This is a genomic window from Actinokineospora diospyrosa, from assembly GCF_024171925.1.
Taxonomy (GTDB): domain Bacteria; phylum Actinomycetota; class Actinomycetes; order Mycobacteriales; family Pseudonocardiaceae; genus Actinokineospora; species Actinokineospora diospyrosa.
In genome coordinates, this window is record NZ_JAMTCO010000005.1 from 194,843 (window position 1) to 219,016 (window position 24,174).

The 24,174-nt window shown below is 71.8% G+C and carries 26 protein-coding genes and 1 tRNA gene; 10 read left to right on the forward strand and 17 right to left on the reverse strand.

All coding sequences use genetic code 11. The features are described from left to right. The first annotated feature begins 33 nt into the window (after nt 1-33). The 6 genes from clpS (at nt 34) to LV75_RS10320 (ending at nt 3,704) form a co-directional block, all read left to right on the forward strand. Nucleotides 34-333: an ATP-dependent Clp protease adapter ClpS gene (clpS, locus tag LV75_RS10295; RefSeq protein ID WP_204450787.1), complete on the forward strand. Its 300-nt coding sequence runs from the start codon at nt 34-36 to the stop codon at nt 331-333. After that, a complete protein-coding gene (locus LV75_RS10300) occupies nt 330-890 on the forward strand; it encodes a DUF2017 domain-containing protein (protein WP_253886589.1) in 561 nt (186 codons plus the stop codon). The genes clpS and LV75_RS10300 overlap by 4 nt, the downstream gene beginning before the upstream one ends. Before the next feature lie 10 nt (nt 891-900). Continuing rightward, nucleotides 901-1,836 carry a P1 family peptidase gene (locus tag LV75_RS10305; RefSeq protein ID WP_253886590.1) on the forward strand — a complete coding sequence of 312 codons (936 nt, stop codon included), beginning with the start codon at nt 901-903 and terminating at the stop codon, nt 1,834-1,836. 77 nt (nt 1,837-1,913) lie between these two features. Further along, nucleotides 1,914-2,366 carry a M67 family metallopeptidase gene (locus LV75_RS10310; RefSeq protein WP_308210913.1) on the forward strand — a complete coding sequence of 151 codons (453 nt, stop codon included), beginning with the start codon at nt 1,914-1,916 and terminating at the stop codon, nt 2,364-2,366. 81 nt (nt 2,367-2,447) lie between these two features. Beyond that, complete coding sequence (locus tag LV75_RS10315; RefSeq protein ID WP_253886591.1) at nt 2,448-2,726, forward strand: MoaD/ThiS family protein; 279 nt, start codon at nt 2,448-2,450, stop codon at nt 2,724-2,726. A gap of 27 nt (nt 2,727-2,753) precedes the next feature. Next, on the forward strand, nt 2,754-3,704 hold the full coding sequence (locus LV75_RS10320; protein ID WP_253886592.1) for a PLP-dependent cysteine synthase family protein: 951 nt from the start codon (nt 2,754-2,756) through the stop codon (nt 3,702-3,704). An 11-nt stretch (nt 3,705-3,715) separates the two neighbouring features. Here LV75_RS10320 and rdgB read toward each other — a convergent pair whose 3' ends face one another. From rdgB to LV75_RS10380, 12 genes are all read right to left on the reverse strand, one after another. Beyond that, nucleotides 3,716-4,318, reverse strand: coding sequence for an RdgB/HAM1 family non-canonical purine NTP pyrophosphatase (gene rdgB / locus LV75_RS10325; RefSeq protein WP_253886593.1), 603 nt, complete (start codon nt 4,316-4,318; stop codon nt 3,716-3,718). Next, nucleotides 4,315-5,076: a ribonuclease PH gene (gene rph / locus LV75_RS10330; protein ID WP_253886594.1), complete on the reverse strand. Its 762-nt coding sequence runs from the start codon at nt 5,074-5,076 to the stop codon at nt 4,315-4,317. The genes rdgB and rph overlap by 4 nt, the downstream gene beginning before the upstream one ends. An 81-nt stretch (nt 5,077-5,157) precedes the next feature. After that, nucleotides 5,158-5,928 (reverse strand): MBL fold metallo-hydrolase, encoded by a 771-nt coding sequence (locus tag LV75_RS10335; RefSeq protein WP_253886595.1) that lies wholly within the window; start codon nt 5,926-5,928, stop codon nt 5,158-5,160. A 36-nt stretch (nt 5,929-5,964) separates the two neighbouring features. After that, nucleotides 5,965-6,765, reverse strand: a complete 801-nt coding sequence (gene murI, locus LV75_RS10340) for a glutamate racemase (protein WP_253886596.1) — start codon at nt 6,763-6,765, stop codon at nt 5,965-5,967. Continuing rightward, complete coding sequence (locus LV75_RS10345) at nt 6,762-7,379, reverse strand: rhomboid family intramembrane serine protease (RefSeq protein ID WP_372504155.1); 618 nt, start codon at nt 7,377-7,379, stop codon at nt 6,762-6,764. Before LV75_RS10345 ends, murI begins: the two co-directional genes overlap by 4 nt. Nucleotides 7,380-7,472: 93 nt before the next feature. Then, on the reverse strand, nt 7,473-7,940 hold the full coding sequence (locus LV75_RS10350; protein ID WP_253886597.1) for an SRPBCC family protein: 468 nt from the start codon (nt 7,938-7,940) through the stop codon (nt 7,473-7,475). Nucleotides 7,941-7,980: 40 nt separating this feature from the next. Beyond that, nucleotides 7,981-8,862 carry a serine hydrolase gene (locus tag LV75_RS10355; protein ID WP_253886598.1) on the reverse strand — a complete coding sequence of 294 codons (882 nt, stop codon included), beginning with the start codon at nt 8,860-8,862 and terminating at the stop codon, nt 7,981-7,983. Nucleotides 8,863-8,979: 117 nt separating this feature from the next. Then, nucleotides 8,980-9,453, reverse strand: a complete 474-nt coding sequence (gene bcp, locus LV75_RS10360; RefSeq protein ID WP_253886599.1) for a thioredoxin-dependent thiol peroxidase — start codon at nt 9,451-9,453, stop codon at nt 8,980-8,982. 31 nt (nt 9,454-9,484) lie between these two features. Continuing rightward, nucleotides 9,485-10,015, reverse strand: coding sequence for a hypothetical protein (locus LV75_RS10365; RefSeq protein ID WP_253886600.1), 531 nt, complete (start codon nt 10,013-10,015; stop codon nt 9,485-9,487). 205 nt (nt 10,016-10,220) lie between these two features. After that, complete coding sequence (locus tag LV75_RS10370; RefSeq protein WP_253886601.1) at nt 10,221-10,403, reverse strand: hypothetical protein; 183 nt, start codon at nt 10,401-10,403, stop codon at nt 10,221-10,223. Nucleotides 10,404-10,416: 13 nt separating this feature from the next. Beyond that, a complete protein-coding gene (smpB, locus tag LV75_RS10375) occupies nt 10,417-10,911 on the reverse strand; it encodes an SsrA-binding protein SmpB (protein ID WP_253886602.1) in 495 nt (164 codons plus the stop codon). A gap of 39 nt (nt 10,912-10,950) precedes the next feature. After that, nucleotides 10,951-12,450, reverse strand: coding sequence for a flavin-containing monooxygenase (locus LV75_RS10380; protein ID WP_253886603.1), 1,500 nt, complete (start codon nt 12,448-12,450; stop codon nt 10,951-10,953). Between the two features lie 115 nt (nt 12,451-12,565). Between LV75_RS10380 and LV75_RS10385 the strand changes: the two genes are divergently transcribed. Then, nucleotides 12,566-13,159: a TetR/AcrR family transcriptional regulator gene (locus LV75_RS10385; RefSeq protein WP_253886895.1), complete on the forward strand. Its 594-nt coding sequence runs from the start codon at nt 12,566-12,568 to the stop codon at nt 13,157-13,159. A 125-nt stretch (nt 13,160-13,284) separates the two neighbouring features. Next, complete coding sequence (locus tag LV75_RS10390; protein WP_253886604.1) at nt 13,285-13,605, forward strand: hypothetical protein; 321 nt, start codon at nt 13,285-13,287, stop codon at nt 13,603-13,605. Here LV75_RS10390 and LV75_RS10395 read toward each other — a convergent pair. Beyond that, nucleotides 13,602-13,823 carry a DUF3618 domain-containing protein gene (locus LV75_RS10395; RefSeq protein ID WP_253886605.1) on the reverse strand — a complete coding sequence of 74 codons (222 nt, stop codon included), beginning with the start codon at nt 13,821-13,823 and terminating at the stop codon, nt 13,602-13,604. The two genes, LV75_RS10390 and LV75_RS10395, sit on opposite strands and share 4 nt — an antisense overlap. Nucleotides 13,824-13,922: 99 nt before the next feature. Here LV75_RS10395 and LV75_RS10400 point away from each other — a divergent pair. Continuing rightward, nucleotides 13,923-13,996 (forward strand) — tRNA-Leu (locus LV75_RS10400). A 1,078-nt stretch (nt 13,997-15,074) separates the two neighbouring features. On the opposite strand, the gene LV75_RS10405 is transcribed toward LV75_RS10400, so the two are convergent. The 4 genes from LV75_RS10405 to LV75_RS10420 form a co-directional block, all read right to left on the reverse strand. Continuing rightward, the gene (locus LV75_RS10405; RefSeq protein ID WP_253886606.1) at nt 15,075-15,413 is read right to left on the reverse strand and encodes an effector-associated constant component EACC1; all 339 of its coding nucleotides are present in this window, start codon (nt 15,411-15,413) and stop codon (nt 15,075-15,077) included. 21 nt (nt 15,414-15,434) lie between these two features. After that, nucleotides 15,435-15,890 carry a helix-turn-helix domain-containing protein gene (locus LV75_RS10410; protein ID WP_253886607.1) on the reverse strand — a complete coding sequence of 152 codons (456 nt, stop codon included), beginning with the start codon at nt 15,888-15,890 and terminating at the stop codon, nt 15,435-15,437. A gap of 121 nt (nt 15,891-16,011) precedes the next feature. Then, on the reverse strand, nt 16,012-17,547 hold the full coding sequence (locus LV75_RS10415) for an LCP family protein (protein WP_253886608.1): 1,536 nt from the start codon (nt 17,545-17,547) through the stop codon (nt 16,012-16,014). Nucleotides 17,548-18,069: 522 nt separating this feature from the next. Then, nucleotides 18,070-20,229 carry a phospholipase A2 gene (locus LV75_RS10420; protein ID WP_253886609.1) on the reverse strand — a complete coding sequence of 720 codons (2,160 nt, stop codon included), beginning with the start codon at nt 20,227-20,229 and terminating at the stop codon, nt 18,070-18,072. Between the two features lie 440 nt (nt 20,230-20,669). On the opposite strand from LV75_RS10420, the gene LV75_RS10425 reads away from it, so the two are divergent. Continuing rightward, a complete protein-coding gene (locus LV75_RS10425; protein WP_253886610.1) occupies nt 20,670-24,158 on the forward strand; it encodes a BTAD domain-containing putative transcriptional regulator in 3,489 nt (1,162 codons plus the stop codon). The last annotated feature ends 16 nt before the right edge of the window (nt 24,159-24,174 follow it).

The following is a 24,174-nucleotide window of genomic DNA, read 5'->3' on the forward strand; positions in this document are numbered from 1 at the left end:
TGTGGAGGAAACCGGTCATGCCACCATTGTCCCATGACCGCAGCCGTCGACATGGAGCAGACGCAGGCGACGCCGTCGGGCTCGGAGGTGGTAGCCGAGGACCGGCCGTGGCAGACCGTCGTGTGGAACGATCCGGTCAACCTGATGTCGTACGTGACCTACGTCTTCCAGAAGCTCTTCGGCTACAGCCGGGACCAGGCCACCAAGCTGATGCTCGACGTGCACCACGAGGGCAAGGCGATCGTGTCATCGGGAAGCAAGGACAAGGTCGAGGCCGACGTGGCGAAGCTGCACGCGGCGGGCCTCTGGGCGACGATGGAACACACCTCGTGAAACCGTGGAAGCGCAAGGGCGATCTCGTGCACGCCGACATCGACCGGCAGGAGGCCGCCGTGCTGCGCGGCCTGGTGTCGCAGATCGACGACATGCTGCGGGCGCGCATCGAGGAGACCCCGCAGGACGAGCTGGCCGAGCTGACCGGCATCCGCACCGGACCGTCGACCTCCCCGGACGACCCGATCCTGTCGCGGCTGCTGCCGGACTTCCACCGGCTCGACGACGACAACCCGAGCAAGGCCGACCTCGACTCGGCCGCGGTGCTGCGCTCGCTGCACGAACCGACGCTGCTCGACCTCAAGACCGGCGTCGCCGCGGTGGTCCTGGAGACCTGCCCGATGTACGGCGGCGGCATCCGGCTCTCGCTGGAGCAGGCCGACGCCTGGCTCTCCGCGCTCAACGACGTGCGGCTGGCCCTGGGCACCGCGATCGAGGTCACCGAGGACATGCCCGACGAGCTGCCCGACGACGACCCGCGCAGCCCGCACCTGTCGGTCTACCACTGGCTGACCTGGGTGCAGGAGTCGCTGGTGCAGGCGCTGTCGACGCCGTGACCGACCCCCGGTGATCACCGACGTGCCCGGCGTCCGCGTCGGGCACCACCACCGGATCGGCGGCGGCTGGGCCACGGGCACCACCGTCGTGCTGCTCCCCGCGGGCACCGTCGGCGGCGTCGACTGCCGCGGCGGCGCGCCCGGCACCAGGGAGACCGACCTGCTGGCGCCGCAGAACCTGGTCGAGCGGGTCGACGCCGTGTGCCTCTCCGGCGGCAGCGCCTACGGGCTGGCCGCGGCCGACGGGGTCATGCGGTGGCTGGGGGAGCGGGGCGTCGGCTACCCGGTCGGTCAGCGGCCGCACGAGGTGGTGCCGATCGTGCCAGCTGCGGTGATCTTCGACCTGCCCCGCGGCGACTGGGGCAACTGGCCGACCGCCGAGTTCGGCTACGCGGCCTGCGCGGCGGCCACCGGTGGTCCGGTCGAAGAGGGCAGTGTCGGGGCGGGCGCGGGTGCCAGGGCCGGGTCGCTCAAGGGTGGTGTCGGGACCGCCAGCGCGTGTGTGGGGGAGTTCACACTCGGCGCGATCGCGGTCTGCAACGCCCGCGGCGAGGCCGTCGACCCGGCCACCGGTCGCTTCTGGGTCGATGGTGCCGTCCCTGAATCTGCCGTCCCGAGCCCCGGTGCGGGCACCGACCGGCCGCCGGACCTCAACACGACCATCGGCGTGGTCGCCACCGACGCCGCGCTGGACAAGGCCCAGTGCTCCCGGTTGGCGATGTCCGCCCAGCACGGCCTGGCCCGCGCCGTGCGGCCCTCCCACACCCTCTTCGACGGCGACACCGTTTTCGCGGCCGCCACCGGTGCGCGGCCGGTCGCCGGACCCGCCGAGCGCGACGCGCTGAACACTTCGGCCGCCGAGGTGTTCGCGACCGCGGTCGCGAGGGCCGTCCGCGCCGCCAGCACCGTCGGCGACCTGCGCGCCTACCGCGACACATGGGGTTGAGCGCCGAGCGCCCCGGCGGCGGCAGCTGCGTCCTCCCACACACTGGGAGGGGCCCATCCAGCCCGTAGGATGGTGCCGTGCTGACGATCCGCCGAGACCTAGTGGACGCGATGGTGGCGCACGCCCGTCGCGACCACCCGGACGAGGCGTGCGGCGTCATCGCGGGCCCCGACGGGTCCGACCGGCCGGAGCGCTTCATCCCGATGCTCAACGCGGCCCGCTCGCCGACGTTCTACGAGTTCGACTCCGCGGACCTGCTGCGCCTCTACCGCGAGATGGACGCCAACGACGAGGTGCCGGTGGTCATCTACCACTCGCACACGGCCACCGAGGCCTACCCGTCGCGCACCGACGCCAAGATCGCCGCCGAGCCGTTCGCGCACTACGTGCTGGTCTCCACGCGCGACCCGCACAGCCACGAACTGCGCTCGTTCCGCATCGTCGACGGCGTCATCACCGAGGAACCCGTCGAGGTCGTCGAGTCCTACCGGTTCGCCCACACCGGACCGGACGACGTCCCAGAGCAGTGAGCTCCCCCACGCCCCGGAATACCGGTGGCGCGGGCGCGCGTCCTTCCCCCAAGACCAGTGGCATCACCCGGAGGTTGACCCATGGCCGTCACCGTCTCGATCCCGACCATCCTGCGCACCCACACCGGCGGCGAGAAGACCGTCCCGGCCGCGGGCGCCACCCTGGCCGAGGTCATCGACGACCTTGAGGCCAACCACGGCGGCCTCAAGGCCCGCCTGGTCAAGGACGGCACCCTGCACCGGTTCGTCAACGTCTACGTCAACGACGAGGACGTGCGCTTCGCAGGCGGCCTGGAGGCCAAGGTCGCCGACGGCGACAACGTGACCATCCTGCCCGCCGTCGCGGGCGGCGCGCGCTAGTTCTTCCCGGTTGCTGGAGGGGGACCCGTGGCCCGCTACGACTCGCTGCTCGACGCGCTCGGCGACACACCGCTCGTCGGGCTGCCCCGGCTCTCCCCCTCGCCGTCGGTGCGGCTGTGGGCGAAGCTGGAGGACCGCAACCCGACCGGCTCGATCAAGGACCGGCCCGCGCTGGCCATGATCTCCGCCGCCGAGCGCGACGGCAGGTTGGCCCCCGGGGCGACCATCCTCGAGCCGACCTCCGGCAACACCGGCATCTCGCTGGCCATGGCCGCCAAGCTCAAGGGCTACGGCCTGGTCTGCGTCATGCCGGAGAACACCTCGGAGGAGCGCAAGCTGCTCCTGCAGGCCTACGGCGCCCGGATCGTCTTCTCGCCAGCGGCGGGCGGCTCCAACGAGGCCGTCCGCCGGGCGAAGGAACTGGCCGAGCAGCACCCGGACTGGGTCATGCTCTACCAGTACGGCAACCCGGACAACGCCGCCGCGCACTACACCGGCACCGGCCCGGAGATCCTGCGCGACCTGCCTTCGATCACGCACTTCGTCGCGGGCCTGGGCACCACCGGCACCCTCGTCGGCGTCGGGCGGTACCTGCGAGAGCACAAGCCGGAGATCCAGATCATCGCCGCCGAGCCGCGGTACGGGGAGCTGGTCTACGGTCTGCGCAACCTCGACGAGGGCTTCGTCCCCGAGCTCTACGACCCGTCGGTCCTGACCGGGCGCTACTCCGTCGGCTCCTACGACGCCTTACGGCGCACGCGCCAGTTGCTTGAGACCGAGGGCATCTTCGCGGGCATCTCCACCGGCGCCATCCTCCACGCCGCTCTAGCCGCGGCCGAGAAGGCAGCCGGGGCAGACGAAGAGGCCGACGTCGTCTTCATCGTCGCCGACGCCGGTTGGAAGTACCTGTCCACCGGCGCCTACAGTGGCACCATCGACGAAGCCTCCGACCGCCTGGACGGCCACCTCTGGGCTTAACGCCCTCTCGGTTAGCCCGCGAGGGCGGCCAGGTGTGGCAACAGCAGCCGCAGGGCTTGGCCCCGGTGGGAGATCGCGTCTTTCTCGTCCGGGGTCAGTTCGGCCGAGGTCCGGTCGTGGCCTTCCGGGCGGAAGATCGGGTCGTAGCCGAAGCCGTTGGTGCCGGTCGGTTCGCGGGTGATCACGCCTCGCCAGTCCGCGCGCAGCACGGTTTCCGACCCGTCCGGCAGGACCAGGGCGACCGCGCAGACGAAGCCGCCGCCGCGACGGGCGTCGGGGACGTCGTGCAGCTGGTTGAGGACGAGGTCGACGTTGGCCTTGTCGCCGTGGCCGGACCAGCGGGCGGACAGGACGCCGGGCATGCCGTTGAGGGCGTCGACCGCGATGCCGGAGTCGTCGGCGATCGACGGCAGGCCGGTGGCCGCGGCGGCGTCGCGGGCCTTGGCGAGGGCGTTCTCCTCGAAGGTGGCGCCGGTCTCGGGGGCCTCGGGGAACTCGGGCACGTCAGCCAGACCGACGACCTCGACTCCCGCGACGCGTTCGGCGGCGAGGATGCGCCGCAGCTCCGCCAGCTTCTTCGCGTTGCGGCTGGCCAGCAGGACGCGGGTCGTCATCGGGACCCTTTCGGTTCGGGCAGGGTCCCCGGGTACGGCAGGGCGAGGGCCTCGGCCTGCACCCGGTTGAGCTCGGCGCAGCCCGCGAGGGCCAGGTCCAGCATCGCGTCGAGGGTGGAGCGGGCGAACGTCGCGCCCTCGCCGGTGCCCTGGACCTCGATGAGCGTCCCGGCGTCGGTGGCGACGACGTTCATGTCGACCTCCGCGCGGGCGTCCTCCTCGTAGGGCAGGTCGAGCCGGACCCGGCCACCGACGACGCCGACGCTGACCGCGGACACCGCGCAGGACAGCGGGTTGGGGTCGGCGAGCTTGCGCGCGGCGCCCAGGTAGGTGATCGCGTCGGCCAGCGCGACGTAGGCGCCGGTGATCGCCGCGGTCCTGGTGCCGCCGTCGGCCTGGATCACGTCGCAGTCGAGGTGGATGGTGTTCTCGCCGAGCGCGGACAGGTCGATGCAGGCGCGCAGCGACCGGCCGATGAGCCTGCTGATCTCGTGCGTGCGGCCGCCGACGCGGCCCTTCACCGACTCGCGCTCGCCCCGGGTGTTGGTCGCCGAGGGCAGCATCGCGTACTCGGCGGTGACCCAGCCGAGCCCGGAACCCTTGCGCCACCTGGGCACGCCCTCGGACACGCTCGCCGCGCAGAGCACCCTGGTCCGGCCGAAGGACACCAACACCGAGCCTGCGGGCCAATCCTGGTAGCCGCGGGTGATCGTGATGTCCCGGAGTTGGTTGTCGTTCCTGCCGTCGCTTCTCACCACCCGGTCAGCCTAGGCGCTGTCCGGCGGGTGTGGTGCGGCGGATCACTTGTAGCGCGTGCCCGGCAGCGCCCGATCGGCGGGCTAGAGGGCGTAAGCCGCGCCCTGCTCGACGGCGACGACCTCGCCGGGGAAGGCCGCCGCTGCCTCGGCGAGCACGGTCGCGCGGTCGGTCCACGGCGGGATGTGGGTCACCAGCAACCGGCCCGCGCCCGCCGCCGCGGCCAGTTCCCCCGCCTCCCGCCCGGACAGGTGCAGGTCCGGGATGGGACCGCCGCCGTGCGCCCAGGACGCCTCGGCGAGCACCACGTCCGCCCCCTCGGCCAGCGCCACCACCGCCGCGCTCATCCCGGTGTCGCCGGTGTACACCAGGGACCGGCCGCCGTGGTCGATCCGGAAGCTGTAGGCGTCGCACGGGTGCGCCGCTGTCGTCGCGGTGACCTCGAACGGTCCGATGTGGAACGTCCCGACCGCCAGCGGGCGGAAGTCGAACACATCGGACAGATCCGTGACAGCCAACTCCTCGGCGTCGGTCGCGTACGCACCCGCGAACCGCTGCGGCGCCGCGCGCGGGGCGTGCACGGGTAACCGGTTCGCCCTGGGGTCGCGCGTGGGTCTCGGGTGGTAACGCCGGTAGACGGTCAACGACGGGAAGTCCGCGCAGTGGTCGGCGTGCAGGTGCGAGAACAGCAACGCGTCCAGGGCGAACGGGTCGCGCACCGCCTGCAGCGCGGCGAGGGTGCCGCTGCCGAGTTCGACACCGAGGAGGAACCCGTCGGCCTCGAGCAGGTACCCGGACGAGGCGGCGTTGGGTCCGGGAACGCTTCCGGAGCACCCGAGTACGGTCAGCAGCACGTCGAACAGCCTGTCACAGCGGGGATCAGCCGACGATCACCATCGAGCCAATGGAGCAAAGCCCGCACCGCCCAGACCGAGGAAGCGGCGGGCCAGCCGGTCGAACGGCTCGGCGGGGCCGGTGGCGCCGAACTCGTGCACCGGGTCGCCCTCGTCCTGGGTGAGCAGAGCGGTCTCGGTGAGCACCCGGAAGACGTCCTTGGCGCACTCCTCCGCGCTGGACACGAGCGTCACGTCCGGTCCCAGCACGACCTGCAGCACGCCGGTGAGCAGCGGGTAGTGCGTGCAGCCGAGGACGACGGTGTCCACAGCGGCCTGTTGCAACGGTTCCAGGTAGGTCTGCGCGAGACCGAGCACCTGGCGCCCCGAGGTGATCCCGCGTTCGACGAAGTCCACGAAGCGCGGGCAGGCTGCGCCGGTGACCGCGATCCCGGGCGCGGCGGCGAAAGCGTCGTCGTAGGCGCGGGACCGGATGGTGCCGGTGGTGCCGATCACGCCGACCCGCCCGGTTTTCGTCACCGCGGCCGCGCGGCGCACGGCCGGGACGACCACCTCCACGACCGGGATGTCGTAGCGCTCCCTGGCGTCGCGCAGGCAAGCGGCGGAGGCGGTGTTGCAGGCGAGCACCAACATCTTGACGCCACTGGCCACCAGCTCGTCGGTGAGCTTGAGGGTGATCTCGCGGACGTCGGCGATGGGGCGCGGGCCGTACGGGTTGTTCGCGGTGTCACCGATGTAGCGCAACCGCTCGTGCGGGAGCTGGTCGATGATCGAGCGGGCGACGGTGAGCCCGCCGACACCGGAGTCGAAGATGCCGATCGGCGCGTCGGTGCTCACGCCTGCTTGGCCACGGTGCGGTTGCCCATCGACACCAGCCAGGCGGCCAGGACCCCGCCGAGCGCGCCGAACAGGTGGCCCTGCCAGGAGATCCCGGGGTTGCCCGGCAGCACGCCGAACAGCATCGTGCCCCAGTAGGCGAGCAGCAGGACCGCCAGTCCGATGTGCAGGAAGCTGCGGGTGAACAGGCCGCGCGCGAGCAGGAACAGCAGCCAGCCGAAGCACAGGCCGGACGCGCCGACGGTGACCGTCGCGCTGTCGGCGGTCAGCCACACGCCCAGCCCGCTGACCACCCAGATGGTGGCGGTGACCGCGATCCACTGGGCGAGCCCGTTGGCCATCGCCAGGAACGCCAGCACCACCAGCGGCAGCGTGTTGGCGAACAGGTGCCCCCAGCCGGAGTGCAGGAACGGCGACCACAGGATCCCGTCGAGGCCGGACGCCTCGCGCGCCACGATGCCGAACTGGTCGAGGTCGGCGGGCAGCACCGCGTCCAGGAACTCGATCAGGTACAGCAGGGCGGTGAACCCGCCCACGACGATCGCCGCCTGGGTCAGGTTCGGCGGCAACACCCGGGCGGTGGGCTTGCTCGGCTGGACGGGCACGGTGCTCACACCACTGAGGGTACGTGCTCGGCGGGCTCACCGGATCCGGTGAAACCCCGAGGTCACCCCGATGCGGCCCGGCTCACCCCGGTCACCCCGGGTTCACTCCGAGACGACGGCGCGGGCGAGCCGGGCGAGCGACTCGTCCATCCGCCGCTTGATCTCCTTGGTCCCGACCAGCCGCATCAGCACGCCGCGGACCAGGTTGTCCGGCTCCTGCACGGTCCGCAGGCGCACCGTCGTGTGCTCGCCGTCGGCCGCCAGTTCGATCTGGAACCGGGTCGCTTTCGCGTAGGTCGGCGAGTCCTTCCCGTCGATCCGTTCCTTGGTGTGCTCCCAGGCGATCACCCGCGGCGGCTCGAAGGCCACCACCCGCTGGTCGATCTCCGACCGGAAGCGCCCCCAGCGGCCGAACTGCCTGCGCCGCTGCCCGAGGCCCTCGCCCGCGAGCACCTCGGTCCGCTCGGCGAAGCTGAACCAGTCCGGCGCCCGCTCGGCGTCGGAGACGATGTCCCAGACCCGATCGATCGACGCTGGTACCTGGGCGCTGCGGAGGACCTCGACCACCATGGCCGCAGAATCTAGCGGGCGGGCGGGACCGGGGTGGACATCAGCTCAGGTACGGGTCCAGGACCCCCGCCGCGGCGGTGACCGAGGCGGCGGCGGTCGCCCAGCGGGTGCGCAGCGGGTGTTCGGTCAGCAGGACCACGATGTAGCGCCAGTGCGCGCCCACCAGGCCGGAGCTGTGCACGACGATGTCGTTGGTGCTGTTGGACCAGCCCTGTTTCACCGCCCACCGCGCCGACAGGCCGTCCGGGATGCCGAAGTACTGGTCGAACCCGTCCGCCGCCTTGTGCGACGCGGCGGCGAGGGCGTCGACGACCAGGGTTTGGTCGGCGGTGGGCAGCGTCAGGACGTGCTCGTAGACCAGGGCGACGTCGCGCGCCGTCAGCAGGACGTCACCCCAGCGGCCGACGATGCCCGGCGGTTCGGTCGCCCGCAGCCCGAGCCGACGGGCCGTGCGGGTCACCAGGACCGCGCCGCCCTGCTCGACCCACAGCGCCGACGCGATGCCGTCGTCGGAGCGGCTGAGCATGGCGGTGATCCGCTTGCGGGTCGCGGCGTCGGCGCCCTGGGCCAAGACGTCGATCGCGATCAGGAGCTTGACCAGCGACGCCGACCGGAACTGGCGGTCCGGCTGCACGGCGGCGACCTCGGTCTTGGTGTCGCGGTCGATCACCAGCACCCCGACCTTCGCCGACTTCTGCACCGACCGCACGGCCGCTGTCAGCTCTGCGGGTAACCCGGTCGGCAGCGCCGGGTCTTGGGCGGCGACCTTCGGCTGCGGCGTGGCTACCGTCGGTCCCGGCGCGGCGAGCGGCGCCGGGGCGGTCGCCGACGGCGCGACGTCGATGAGCTGCAAACCGGGGGAGGGGGCTGTGGTGGCCGTCCCGCACCCGGTGATCGAGACGAGGACGAGGAGAACCAGCATTCGGTGGCGCACGCCCGTGGTACGCCGGTGCCCACCGGGGAAGTTGACCCGATCGGGCGGCAACTTCCCCGGTCAGCGGGGTGTACGGGGCGGCCCCCGATCCGGTTGCCCCGGGTGTCAGACCTTCAGGTCTTTGCGCAGCTTGGCGACGTGCCCGGTGGCCCGCACGTTGTACAGCGCGTGCGCGATCTTGCCCTCCGGGTCGACGATGAAGGTGGAGCGGATCACGCCGGTCACCGTCTTGCCGTAGAGCTGCTTCTCGCCGTACGCCCCGTACGCGGTGAGCACCGCCTTGTCCGGGTCCGACAGCAGCGGGAAGGTCAGGCCCTCCTCGGCGACGAACTTCGCCAGCTTGGCCTGCTTGTCCGGCGAAACGCCCAGCACGGCGAACCCGGCGTCGTTGAGCTCGGCGAGGTTGTCCCGGAAGTCGCACGCCTGCTTGGTGCAGCCCGGCGTCGACGCGGCCGGGTAGAAGTACACGACCACGGACTTGCCGCGGTAGTCCGACAGGGACACCTCGGTGCCCTCGCTGTCGGACAGGGTGAACTCCGGTGCCGCGTCACCGGGGGAAAGGCGCTGCTGTTCGGTCATGCGACGAAGCTAGCGGGTGCCAGCCGGACCCCTATGCCTGCCCGTCGAACACGGTCACCACGGCCCCGCCCGCCGGGTCCGGCTGCGCGGTGACCACCACGGCGACCTTCTCCGTCGGCAGCGCGAACGCCACCGAGAACCGAGTGCTACGACCCGGCGCCACGTCCTCGGTACCGACCGCGCCCGCGTAGCCCTGGGCCGAGTCGATCACCTGCCTGCTGGCCGCGCCACCCGCCACCGCCGAGAGCGAGAGCAAGGTCGGCGAGTACGGGCTGCCGCCGTCGTTGTGCACGGTCATCTCGAAGCCGACCGCCCTGGGCACCGCCGGGAACGCCGCCCCGGTCGGCACGAACGCCTTGGGCGCGGACACGGTGATCGTCAGCCCGTTGCCGAGCGGGATCTGCGCGCCGGTGCGGGTCGGGCTCACCCTGGCGAGCTCGCCGGGGGCGGCGCTGCTCAGCGGGGCGGCCACGGCCGTCGCCGAGTGCGCGGTGGCGCTGCCGCACCCACTGGCCGCCACCAGGAGCGCGCAACCCGCGGCCACGAGAGCGACGGTCTTCACGGGGCGTGCCTCTTCCTAGCCGGGGGACTCGGGGGTGTACCCGTCCACCTTGACACCCCGGGCGGCCACACCGCCGAGTCGGATAGGCCGTTGAGTCGTACCTGGTTCCGCACTGTGGCCGAGCCGTGATCACCGCTGCACCGAGCGTGATGGGGGCCACTGCGGGCCGTGTCGCCCGCCCGCGCGGTGGCCCGGGCGGCCGGGGTCAGGCGGCGAGGGCGAAGAACAGCACGAAGAACCCGATCGCCACCAGCCAGGCCGCGATCAGCCAGCCGAAGTCCCGCCACGGCGAGATCTTGCCGTCATCGGCGCCCGGCACGTGGACCCCGCGCTCCTCGAACTTGTCGACCAGTCCCAGGAGCGCGCTGAACACCCTGGGCGCGCGCACGTCGACGATGGTGTCACGCGCGCCGACCGGCCTGCCGACGGCCCTTGACGTGCCTGGCGAAGGCCCGCTCGATCTCCCGGTTGGCGTCGCGGGTGGCCAGGTCCTGGCGCTTGTCCCAGGTCTTCTTGCCGCGCACCAGGGCCAGCTCGACCTTCACCCGGCCGTCGGCGAAGTACATCGACAGCGGCACCAGCGACAGGCCGGGGTCGGTCACCTTCAGCGCGAGCTTGTCGATCTCGCGCCGGTGCAGCAGCAGCTTGCGCACCCGCAGCGGCGCGTGGTTGGTCCAGGTGCCCAGCGCGTACTCGCCGATGTGCAGGCCGCGCAGCCAGATCTCGCCCTCGTCCACGGTGGCGAACGAGTCGACCAGCGACGCCCGCCCGTCGCGCAGCGCCTTGACCTCCGTGCCCACCAGCACCACGCCCGCCTCGATCGTGTCCAGCACCGCGTAGTGGTGCCGGGCCCGCCGGTTCGTGGCGATCGTCGCGCTGTTGGGGTCCTTGGCCATGCCCCCGACGCTAGCGGACACCCGCTGCCGCGATCACGGCTATTTCCCGGCCGCGACGGTCGTCCGGCTGCGGGTGAGCAGCTCGAAGTCGCTCGCGTCCACGTGCCGGGTGCGCAGCCAGTAGCGCCAGGTGAACCCCGGCCAGATGGTGCGGTTGACGCCTTGCGAGTCCAGGTACCAGCTCGTGCAGCCGCCCCGGGTCCAGACGCCGTCGGCGAGCTTGCGCTGCACCTCGGTGTTGAACGCGTCCTGCGCCGAGCGCCGCACGTCCAGCGCCTCGGCGCCCTGCCGGTCGGCCAGCCGCAGCGCCTCGGCGACGTAGCGGATCTGGGACTCGATCATGAACACCACCGAGTTGTGGCCGAGGCCGGTGTTCGGGCCGAGCAGGAAGAACAGGTTCGGGAAGCCTGCCACGGTGATCCCGAGGTGGGTGTTGATGCCCCGCTCCCGCCACAGCTGCGCCAGGTCGAGGCCGTCGCGGCCGGTGATCCGCAGGTAGTCGAAGGCGTCGGTGACGTGGAAGCCGGTGCCGTAGATGATCGCGTCGACCGGGTGCTCGCGGCCGTCCTTGCCGACGACGCTGTTCGCCCGCACCTCGGCGACCCCGGCGGTGTCGAGGTGCACGTTGGCCCGGTTGAAGGTCGGGTAGTAGTCGTTGGAGATCAGCACCCGCTTGCAGCCCATGACGTAGTCCGGGGTGAGCTCGCGTGCCAGCGCGGGGTCCTTCACCGAGCGGCGGATGTTGTGGGCGGCGAGCTTCGAGGCGAGGCGCAGGATGCCCTGGTGGCCGTTGAAGCCGACCGCGCGGACCTCGTTGATCCAGTACAGCAGGTGCCGGTACGCGCGCTGGGCGCCGGGGACCTTGGCGAACAGGCCGCGCGACCAAGCGGGCATGGTGTGGTCGGGCTTGGGCATCACCCAGGGCGCGGTCCGCTGGAACAGGGTCAGCTCGGCGACCTCGGGGGCGATCTTCGGCACGAACTGGACCGCGCTCGCGCCGGTGCCGATGACCGCGACGCGCTTGCCGGTGAGGTCGTAGTCGTGGTCCCACTGGGCGGAGTGGAACGCCTTGCCGGTGAAGTCCTCGATGCCGGGCAGGTCGGGGATGGACGGCAGGTGCAGTGCGCCGACGCCCGCGACCAGGAACCGGGTCACGTAGGTGTCGCCGGTGCTGGTCGAGACGTGCCAGCGGCTCGCCTCGGCGTCCCAGCGCGCGCCGGTGACCTCCACGCCGAAGTGCGTATTGCGGGCTAGGTCCCACTTCGCGGCCACGTCGCGCAGGTATTGGTGGATCTCTGGCTGGGGGGCGTAAGAGCGCGTCCAGTCCGGCTTCTGCTCGAAGGAGAACGAGTACATGTGCGACTGGATGTCGCATGCGCAGCCGGGGTAGGTGTTGTCGCGCCACGTGCCGCCGAAGTCGGTCGCCTTCTCCAGCACCACGAAGTCGTCGCGGCCCTCCTTGCGCAGCTGGATCGCCATCCCCATCCCGGAGAAACCGGTGCCGATGACCACGACGCCGGTGTTGACGAGCTTGCCCATGGCGACCCTCCACGACTCGAACAGGTGTAACTCGCGGTCAACCTTACTCGAAGTAGGTTACTTGCGGTAGAGTTGCCGGGTGAGCACCCCGGCGGAGACCGAGCGCAAGCGCCGCATGCCCCGCGCCGAGCGCGAGCGGCAGATGATGGCCGTCGCGGAGGAGATCTTCGCCGAGCGGGGCTACCAGGCCACCGGCATGGACGAGGTCGCGGAGCGCTGCGGGGTCTCCAAGCCGATGATCTACGAGTACTTCGGCTCCAAGGAGGGCCTGCTCGTCGCCTGCGTCCGGCACGCCCGCGGCCAGCTCGCCACCGCCACCACCGAGGCCGTCATCGGCGCCACCGGCCCCCGCGACGCCCTGCGCCGCGGCCTCGTCGCGTTCTTCCGCTTCACCGACGCCCACCGCCGCGCCTGGTCGCTCGTCCTGCGCAACGAGGCCGCCGTCGCGGGCGCCGCGGCCGCCGCCGAGGTCGAGGCGATCCGCCAGGAGCAAGTGGACATCGACATCGCGCTGCTGTCGACCTTCCTGCCCGACGCGCCCCGCACCGACCTCGAAGCCGCCGCCCAGATCGTCGTCGGCGCCTGCGAACGACTGTCCCTCTGGTACGTCAGCCGCGACGACATCACCGCCGAACAGGCCGCCGACCACCTGATGCGGGTGCTGTGGACCGGCCTGGCCGCACTCGTGGCACCCTCGACCGCCGGGTAATCGCCCACACGGGTGGCTCACCCGCCACCGCCGGCGAGCGGGATCCCGCTGCTGAGAGCAAGCTCTGGGGTGTGGGGACGCATGCCTCGCCTCCCCGCGTCGCACCGGAAGCGGAGGGGCGAACCATGTACGAACCGATCGTGGCCAACTACACCGCGCAGGGCTCGGACTGGACGGTAGAGGTCAAGGCCAAGGGGCAGAGCAAGAGCGCCACCGCGGCCGACCTGGTCACCGCCCGCGAACGCGCCGACGAACTGGTCGAGGAACTCCTCGACGGCGACAAGAAGCGCACGGTGGTGCACACACTCGACGGGGACGCGGTCAGCTTCACCGCCGCCTACCTCACCGCGCGCCTCGGGCTGGAAGACCCCACCAGGTCCATCCCCACCCAACTCCGCGCCGACAAGGCCCCCGCGCCCGCCCCGCCACCCGCCGCGATGGCCTAGCGGAACAGCCGCCGCACCACGAGCAGGCCGACCAGCACGCCCACCCCGATCAAGGCGTACCGCACCTTCGGGTCATCCAGGGTCGAGCGCGCGCTGGACTTCGCGTTGTCCACCAGCCGCTTCGGACTGGCCTTCACGCTGAGCTGGTCCAACGTGGCCGCCAAGGCGTCCCGCGCCTGCTCGATCTCACGCTGGATGGTGTCGGGATCCCGCGCCACTGCATCCTCCTCGCAACCCCAGCCATCGGCGTCACAACGTTAGATCACCGACCACCCGTCCCGCGCACGGGCCACGCCGTTAGGCTGTCAACGCTACCCGGGGCCGTAGCCCAATTGGCAGAGGCACACGGTTTAGGTCCGTGCCAGTGAGAGTTCGAGTCTCTCCGGCCCTACGCGCTAGGCGACCCATGTCCACGGAAAGCGTGGACGTGGGCGCTTCGCGACACCACCTGGGGGGCGACCCCCCAGACCCCCACGGTGCGGCAGGCGCCGGAACCAGCGTGGGATCGCTCGGGCCTATCGGCCCGTTGCGTCGAGTGTGTAACCAATGGGGTTGTCGTCCACGGTGCGATCGCTCCCGACCCGGCGTGGCTCGCTCGGGCCTGGCTGCCCTCGCGTCGAGCTTGTGACCGATGGGCTGTCGCCCACGGTGCGGGCCCCTTCTTGACTGGCGTTGAGTGCCCCTTGCTTTGCCTTCGGCCGTGGCATCGGGGGAGTGGGAGCAGGGAAAGCGGAGGCTTGTAGGCCCCCTCACCCGCGAGGCGGCGCCACCCCACTCCACCGCCCCAGCCCACTAACTCAGCCCCTGGGCACTTGGACCCTGCGGTGCCAACCCAGCCCTCGCCAGGTTCGCCCCAACCCACAGTGCCAGCCACTGGACACTCGGACTTGGCGGTGCCATCCCAGCTGCCGTCAGGTCCGCCTCAGCCCACCTGCTCAGCGCGTGGACACTCGGACTTGGCGGTGCCATCTCAGCCCGTTCTCGGCTGTCCTGCCAGCCCAGCGCCTGGACAGTCGGACTCGCTGGTGCCAGGTGCTCGATGGGGTGGACCTGTTTTGTGTGGGGGGACGGCACCCGTAGCGTTTCCGCGCGGCAGGGCCAGTCTTTTCGGCCCCTGCTTTGCGGTCCTGCCACGGGTGTCGTAGGGGCCCCGCACAAAACAGGTCCACCGCATCGAGCAAAGCTCGAAAATCGCGGATCGGACGCCGAGGCCGTCCGCCCGGGTCGCCGAGCTCGCCGCCAGGCGACGAGGCCGACCCAATCCCTTGCCCCGCATCCCCAGCCTAGGTCTACGCCAAGATCAACCTGATCGAAAGCCCCCAAATACACAGCTTACCGACGCACCCCGACAAAACAGGAGCACCAACCAGCACCCTGTGGACAGCAAACCCCGTTGTGGATAACTCATTGCGGATACCGGCGTTATGGACACCCGCATTGCGGATACCCGCGCAACCGCCAACAGCGCACTACTTGTCGAAGAACTTGTCCGCCTGCGCGAGCACGTCGTCCACCTTGGACTCGTTCGTCAGCTTGACCTTGAGCTCCTTGTCCCCGTCCTTGAGCTCAAGCTCGAACACCACGGCCTTGCGCCGGGTCGTCAAATACGTGAACACCGATCGGATCAGGACGCCCGCGCCGCCACCGCCCAGTACGAGGGTGAGGGCGTCGATCGCCGCTCCCATGTCGCCTTCGTGGATGGGGGCGTTGGACACGGTCACCCGGCCGCGCAGGTCGTCCTCGTCGCGCAGCCAGGTGGCCAGGTCGCGCAGGTCGTCGTCGTCGCCGGTGAGGGCTGCTCGGGTCACCCGTCCAGTGTACGTAAACGATCACTCCGAGAGGCCGCGGATGTGCGCGATGAGTTCGATCGTGTCCATCCCGCACAGCTCCGCGAGCCGGTCCAGCGCCGACACGTCCAGGTGGACCTCGTCGTGGTCGGCCAGCAGTTCGGCGGCCCAGCGGCGCAGGGGCATCAGCTGCGGGCGGTCGTCGGCGGCCGCGGCGTGCAGGTCGACGCGGACGCGGCCCAGGGGGGTGTCGGCGAAGACCCGGTCGTGGACGCGAGCCATGAGGTCGTGCGGCAGCGCCTCCAGCGCCACGCAGATCTCCACGAACCGCACGACCGAGCACTGCCGGGTGCCCAGCTCGTAGGTGGCCAGGGTCTGCAGCGAGATCTCGCTCTGCAGCCTGCCGTTGAGGTCCTTGCGGGTCCAGCCGCGCTGCTTGCGCAGCCTGCGGATCTCGTCGCCGAGCACCCGCTGGTAGGTAGCCGCATCGATGCGCAACGTCCGCCCCTCCTCAGACCGGCGCGCGATCGGACCGGCGCCTCCACCACAGGAAGCGATCAAGCGGCGCACCCTGACGCGGGTTTGCCGAAGTTGCTCCGATCGAGTGAGGGCGAATTCCTCAGTTCACACACGGAGGGCCGGTCTGGACCGCGGTCCGGGCACCCAGGTCGAGCAACGGCGCGCCCGCGAGCCGCTCCCCGGTGCTGGTGCCGGTGGTCGTGAAGTCCTTGCCGAGGATCACCGTCACCTTGCCCTTGCCGAGGTTGGTGTCCGGCTCCGCGGTGCCCTTGCCCAGCGCGTCGACGACCGCGCTGCCGCTGTCGTCCTCGCCCTTGGCGTAGCGGACCACGGTCTTGGCGCGGGCGGCGGCGTTGCCGGTCTCGCCGGTCTTGAAGCCGCGGCCCTGCAGGGTGTCGGCGACCTCGGCGGCCAGGCCGGTGCGGCCGGACCCGTTGAGGACGGTCACCGTGGGCTTGTCCGCGGCGGCGGGCGTGGTCTGCTCGCCGCCGCCCCCGCCGGTGCTCGGCGGTGCGCTGTTGCCGCCGGTGAGCAGGCCGGCGACGAACTGCTTCACCGCCGTTGGGTCGACCTGCACCGCTTTGCCGTCGTTGGGCGTGTCCAGGTCGATCGTGCCGTGCGGGATGGTCTCGAAGGCGACGTTGCCGCCGGTGACGGTGATCATCTGCTGGGCGAACCGCATGATGTCCCAGTTCTTGTCCAGCACCACCGACTTGGCGATCGCGCCCTTGAGCTGGTCGAGCACCTGCGAGCCGGGCGCGAGCACGTCACCGGAGATCATCTTCTTGGCCATCGCGCCCATGAACACCTGCTGGCGGGTGATCCGGTCGATGTCGCCGTTGGGCAGCCCGTGCCGCTGCCGCACGAACTGCAGCGCCTGCACCCCCTGCAGCGTCTGCACCCCGGCCGGGAAGTTCGCCCCCGACAGCGAGTCCTTGGTCGCCTTGTTCAGGCACACCTCGACGCCGCCGATGGCGTTGGTGATGTCGTAGAAGCCGAGCAGGTTGACCTCGGCGTAGTGGTCGACCGTGGCGCCGGTGAGCTTGGTCAGGGTGGCGATCAGGCTCTTGGCGCCCGCCTCGTTGGAGCGGCGCTCGAGCTCCTTAGGGTCGGACACGCCCTCCTTCTGCAGCTGGGCGCGCGCGGCGAGCTTGCCCCTGCCGTAGGCGGAGTTGACCTTGTGCTTGCCGAAGCCGGGGATGTCGACGTAGGAGTCGCGCGGGATGGAGACGCCGACCGCCTTGCCGCCGTCGTTCGGGATCCTGATCATGATCAGCGTGTCGGTGTTGATCTCGCCGTCCGACTTGCCGCCGTTGAGCATCGCCAGCTGCTCCTTCGACAGCGGGTTGCCCTGCGCGTCGGTGCGGCTGTCCATGCCGACCATCAGGATGTCGACCGCGCCGTCGGCGGGCTTCTCCCCGGTGTCCTCCACGACGTTGGCCTTGGTCAGGTCGTCGGAGAAGGAGTCGGTCACCCGCCAGTAGTAGCCGGTCGCGAGCAGCACGACCGCCGACAGCAGTGCGACCGCGGTCCGCCCGGCGACCATGCCGGTCCGGGGGCCGCGGGCGCGGGTGCTGGTGGCCGCGCCGCCGGTGGTCTTGGGGCGGATCCGCTCGGTCGCGGCGACGCCGGACACCCGCCGACGCGGTTGCGAACCCGCGCCGGGGGCCGACCGCTCCGGTCGTTGCCCCGGTTCGCGGGTCCCCACCGGGCTCGCCGAGCGCGCACCCGCCTCCGGGCGCGGGCGACGCGCGGGGGGCTCACCCCTGAGCCGGTCGCGCGGCGCGTCCTGGCGCGGCCGCTCGGGCCTCGACCTGGGGGACTCGCGCTCACCCCTGGGTTGCTCGCGGGCGGGTGGGGGAACGCGGTCACCGTCGGAGCGTTGGCGGCCGGGGGGCGGCACGCGCCCACCCGGAGCCGGGGAGCGGGGTGGCACGGGTCGGCCACCCGATCCCGCGCGATCTCCTGGCCTCGGTGGCCGGTACTCCACGCCCCGCTCCTCCCTGTCGGCTGCTGCCGGTGGCCTCCGGGCGCGCTCGACCGCCGCTACGGCTTAAGACGCGCGCGAGGTGCCCCGGGTTGTCCCGTAGCGTGGCACACCCGCGCGGGCCGGTCGGAACGGCACGCGTCCCACCGCGCCCAGCGCACCCCTATCGGGTCACGCCCGCGCTCGTGACCTGCGGGTCGACCAGGCGACGAGCCGGGTGCCCGCCACGAAGACGGCGACCGCCATGGTCGCCCCGTACAGCCCGATGGCGGGGCCGACGGCCGAACCGAGCGGCGGCAGGCAGGCGACCGCGGTCACCAGCCACGGCCACAGCGTGCCCGCGGTCCCGACCCGCACCGCGTGCAGCAGGTACCAGCCCAGCAGCAGGTGGATCACGCTGGCCATCGGGTCGACCGGGAGCCCGAGCAGCACCGGCCCGTGGTGGGTGCCGGTGAGCCCGCTGACCGCGAACCCGACGATCCCCAGCGCCCCGTACCCGGTGCCGATGGCCGCCGCGACCGGGTCCCAGCGGCTGACCGGGCGATCACCCGGTCGTATGACGCCGGGGCCGCCCCGGCCGCGCCGCTCGAACAGCAGGAACGCCAGCACCGCGGGGACCGCGAGCAGCACGAGCGCCATCAGCGTGCGGGGTCGGGTGACCCAGTCGAACGTCGCGCCGGGCCACCCGGACGTGGACGCCGCGCCGATGATCCCGGCGAGCAGCAGCATCGCGCACAGGTACACCAGGTAGATCGTCATCGGCGCGTCGCGCACCCGGTGCACCGCCCGGGCCACCGCCCCGTGCGCGATCACCCGGACCCGCTCCCGCCCGGGCGCGACGACCACGCACACCTGGACCAAGCCGATCAGCAGGACACCCAGCGCGGACGGCACGAAGCTCGCAGTGCCCGCGGGTTCGGCGATCAGCCCTTTCGTGTGCCCGCCGATGGTCGTCCACGCCACTAGGCACAGCAGCGCGCCCACAGCGACTGCGGGCAGTACTCGACGCGGCAGGTGGTCGAAGGACCCGTCGGCGTAATGCAACGCGAGTTGTCCGAATAGCGCCGCGAGCACGATCCCACCCGCATACGCCGCGAACGTGCCCGTTCCGAAGAGACTCAACCCGGCGACCACGAGAGCCTGCGCGACAGGCGTGCCGATCGGCGCCTTTCGGTGCAGCCAGTGCAATGCCGGGGTTGCCCCGACCACCAACAGGTACAGCCCGAGCAGCCACAGCGGCTGGGCGATCAGCCGGGTGAACGCGTCCACCGCGGCGTCGGAGGCGTTGAGCAGGTCGAGCGACAGCGGCACGATCAACCAGGCGGTGACGAACGCCAGCACCGGCCGGATCAGCCAGCACACCCGGGCCGCGAGGTAGCCGCCGTAGCCGGACCCGTCGGCCAGCGCGGCCCGCCACGCGAGCAAGTTCGAGTCGCCACCGGCGAAGAAGAACAGCGGCACTAGTTGCAGCACCCAGGTCACCGGCCACAGCACGCCCGGCCGCAGCCCCAGCAGCGGCGCGAACGCCAGCACCGATTCCGCCAGCACCACCCCGGCCAGGCTCACCACCCGCAGCATCCCCAGGTACCCGGCCCGATCCCGCGCCCGCTCACCTATAGGCACCGCGCCGCGCGGCACCCCGGTCCTGCGCCGGGCGAACGCCGGGACCCGCACCGCCAGCAGCAGCACGACCACCAGCAGCGCCACCACCCAGGTGCCGATCGGCTCCGCGCGCGGCGGACCCCAGCGCTGGTGCCACGAGTTGGCGACCAGCCCGGCCGCGTACAGCGACGCCACCAGTTGGCAGGTGCCCGCCGAGCCGCGCGGGTTGATCTCGCACTGGGCGTGCATGTCGTGCGCGAGCCGGTCGTCGAGGGCCCGCCGCGGCTCTTGGCCCAGTGGAGTGCCCTTGGCCGAGGCGTAGCGCAGCAAGTCGTAGCCGAGGTCGTGTGCCTTGCAGCCCGCCGAGAAGTCCCAGCGCGAGTTGTCCTCACCCCACGGTGCCGAGCAGCCGCCGTCGACGTGCACCGCGCGGCGGGTCCCGTCCGGGGCCACCAACCGTCCAGGAACGACCCCGGTCACTTGAGTGAAGTCGGAAGGCAGCAACGCGATCGGGTCCCGACCGGACGCCGGGTCGAGCAGGGCGTCTATGGCTGCCGCGGCCTTGGCGATGTCGCCGGTCGGCGGGGTTGTCGGCTCACTCGGTGACCGGGAGGCGATCACGCCGTACCCGGCGGCTACCAGTACGACCAGGATGAGCCAGCCGACCCGGCCGCGCAGCCGTTGCGTCGGCGGGTCCACCTCCGGCGGTGCCTCGACGGTCGCCGTCACGAGCGCTGGTCTCCCACTCGGGGGAGGCTACCGCCGGACCACAGACCGGGAAGGCGGAAATGCGCTAGGGCCGATGAACCGGGTCGTGGCACGGCGCACCCCCAGGACGCCGCGCCACGTTGGTCCCCCCGCGGACCCCCGGTCCCCCGACTCCACACGCTACGGCCTGCCCTGGCATCTTGCCTGTACCGCGCACTGTTGCCGACTGGACCGGCAACAGGCCCATCCACCAGCGCCTATAGCGGTAGCTGATGCACTACGATCGGCAACCGGCAAGTCTTTGCCCGCTTGGCGGCAACTCCGGCGGCAGACCTGCCGGGCGCTGCCAGCGCCTAGGGCGACCGGGCTCGTCGCGGCTGATTGGTACAGCGGCTCCGCGACAGCTTGCTCAACAGCTCGCTACAGCACAGTAGACAGAGGCGGTAGGCGAAGGGGGCAGAATGGTCGACCCGCCCGGCGCGTTCGGTGAGCTGCTCCGCTCGCACCGGACCCGGGTGGGGCTCACCCAGCAGCAGCTCGCTGAGCGCTCTGGGGTGAGTGTGCGGGCCCTTCGCTACATCGAACGCGGCGAGGTGGGCATGCCGCGCGCGGATTCGCTGCGCAGGCTCGCCGACGCCTTGGGCGTCACCCCGGAAGTCCTGACCGACGGTGTTGCCAGCCAGGCGCGGCAGTCCCGCCCGGCGCGACCCGCCCAACTCGCACTCGGCGTCCTCGGCCCGTTCACCGTTGCCCAGGGGGAGCGGGAGATCACCGTTGGCGCGCTCAAGCAGCGCTCCCTGCTCGCCCTGCTCGCGTTGCACCCCAACCGACCGGTCAGCCGCGAGGAGATCGTGGACGTCCTGTGGGGCGACGACCCGCCGGAGAGCTGCCTCGGCCTGATCCACACCTACGCCTCCCGCCTGCGTCGCGCCCTGGTCGCCGCGGGCAAGCGCAACAGCGGCGTGATCGCCGCTACCCCGGCGGGCTACCGCATCGCGGTGCGCCCCGACCAGCTCGACACGCTGCGCTTCGAGGACCTCGTCCGCCGGGCCCGGCTGGTCCGCAACAGCGACCCGGACGAGGCTGCCGACCTGCTGGACGAGGCCCTGGCCGGGTGGCGCGGCCCGGTCCTGGCCGACCTGCCAGCCCGGCTGCGCAAGCACCCGGCCGCCGTGGCGCTGGCCGCCCGCCGCCGGGAGGTCGCGCTGACCCACGCCGACGTCGCGCTCGCCCTGGGCAGGCACGCCAGGGTCGTCGCGGGCATCCGGTCGCTGGCGCACGAGGAGCCGCTGCACGAGGGCCTGCACGCCCGGCTCATGCTGGGCCTGGCCGGGACCGGCGAGCAGGCGGAGGCGCTGCGGGTGTTCGCCGACATCCGCACCCGCCTCGACGACGAGCTCGGCGTGGAGCCGGGCCTGGAGATCCAGGACGCGCACCTGCGGGTGCTGCGCGACCGGCCACCGCCGCCGACCCTCCCGGAACCGGTCGCCCAGCGGCCCCCGGCGCAGCTGCCCGCCGAGACCCCCGGGTTCGTCGGCCGTTCCCAGCCGCTCGCCGAGCTCGACGACCTGCTCGACCACGTCGAGGGCACCCCGGGCGTGGCGATCGTCGCGCTCTCGGGCACCGCGGGTGTGGGGAAGACGGCCTTGGCCCTGCGGTGGGCCCACCGGGCGCGCGACCGGTTCCCGGACGGGCAGCTCAGCGTCAACCTGCACGGCTATGCGTCCGGTACTCCACTGACCACACAAGAGGTCCTGGTCCGGTTCTTGCACGCCCTTGGAGTGGCCCCGGAGCGGGTGCCGATCGACCCAGATGAGGCTGCCGGGCTCTATCGGACGCTTCTTACCGGCAAGCGCGTGCTGGTGCTGCTGGACAACGCCGCCACTGCCGAACAGGTTCGGCCGCTGCTACCCGGCTCCTCCGCGTGCCTTGTGCTGGTGACCAGCCGCGACAGGCTCACCGGGCTGACGGCACAAGACGGCGCCCACCAAGTGCCCCTGGACGTGCTCGACGCAGCCGAGGCGGTCGACCTGCTCGGCAGGCTCGTCGGCGTCGGGCGGATGCGCCGCGAGCCGGACGCTGCCGCCGAGATGGCCGCAATCTGCGGTCACCTGCCATTGGCGTTGCGCATCGCGGGCGCGAACCTGGCCATCCGCCCGCTGATCAGCATCGCCGACTACACCCGCGAGCTAAGCGAACGCGGCCGGATGACCGGGCTGACCGTCGCAGGCGATGAGTCGGGTGCGGTCCGCGCCGCCTTCGACCTGTCTTACGAGAAGCTGGTCCCCGCAGCGCGCCGGTTGTTCCGCCTGCTCGGGGTAGTGCCAGGTGCCGATGTTGACGCCGAGGCCGCAGCCGAACTGAGCGGCCTGGCACTCAACGACGCCACCCGGCTGCTGCGCGTTCTCGACCACGGCAACCTCATCCGCGAGCACGCCCGTGGCCGGTACACCTTCCACGACCTCCTTCGCGAGTACGCCTCCGGACGGGCCGACTCGGAGGACTCCGATGCCGACCGCGCCTCGGCGGTGGTCGCGCTGTTCGACCACTACCTGCGCGAGATCGAGGCCCACAGCGCTGTCCTGTGGCGGGTGGGCGCGATGCCCGAGCACGGGTCGGAGGAGAAGGCCATCGCCTGGCTCGACGCTGAGCGCGCGAACCTCGTGGCCGCTGCGACGGCTGCGTCAGGGCTGGGTCTGCACCGGTATGCCTGGCGGTTCGCGGAAGCCTTGCGACCGTACTTCTGGAACCGCGGCCATGGCGCTGACGGTCTCGCGGTAGGACAAGCCGCGCTGGCAGCCGCAAGAGGCGCGAAGAACCTCGACGCCGAGGCCTCCGTCCACGACCTGCTCGGCCTGATCCACACGAACCTCAGCGACTACGTCGCCGCGATCGAGAGCCACCGCTGGGCACTGGAGCTGAGCCAGTCCACCGGCAACCGGATCGTCGAGGCCGCCGCCCTGCACAACCTCGGCCGGGCGCACTCCCAGCTGGGGAAGCCCGCCCAGGCATCGGCGTTCTACGAGCAGGCCCTTGAGCTGAACAGGGTCATCGGCAACCGCTTCGGCGAGGCGGGCGCCTTGAACTACCTCGGCGGCACAGCGCTATCGCTAGGGCGTCCTCAGGAGGCCATCGAACGGCACACGGAGGCCCTGGAACTAAGCACCCGGATCGGCAACCGCCACGTACAGGCCGCCGCTTGCCAGGGCCTGGGCTTGGCCCTGTGGGCCATGGGCGACCTACCGCGAGCCGCTCAGCGCTACCGCGAGGGAATGGCCATCTGCCGCCGGTACGGCTACCGGCACGGTGAGGTCAGCATGCTCATCTGCCTCGCCGAGACCGGGTGCGACGCGGGCGACTATGCCACCTCCGCCGCCCAGGTCCGCAAGGCCATGGACGCGGGTAGGCAGCTGGGCGAGCGCAGGCACGAGGTCAGCGGCCTGGACATCCTGGCCACCATCCAGCAGCGCACGGGGGAGTGGTCCTCGGCGGCCACCCACTACACCCGGGCCCTCGGCCTGGCCAGGGAGATCCGCTTCGGCTTCGGCGAGGCCTCGGTCCTCACCGGCCTGTGCGCGCTGTTCCGCCGCACCGGGGACCCGCGCTCGGCCATCGAGCACGGCACCGGCGCGCTCGCCCTCATGCGCGACACCGGCATGCGCCTGCTCGAGGCCCGCGCCCTCACCGAACTCGCCCACGCCCACCTCGACAGCGGCGACGCCGAGCAGGCCGCCCACCACATCGAGCGGGGCCTGGCGATCGCCGACCGCACCGGCCAGAAGCTCGCCGAGGCCCGGGCCAGGCACGTCCGGGCCCTCGTCCGCCAGCTGCACGGCGACCGCCCCGGCGCCGTCACCGACTGGCAGGCAGCCCTACCGGTGTTCGAACGCCTCGGCGTCCCCGAAGGCGCCCACGTCCGGGCCCTGCTCGCCGCCTTCAGCGCCGACTAGCTGACTGGCTGACTGG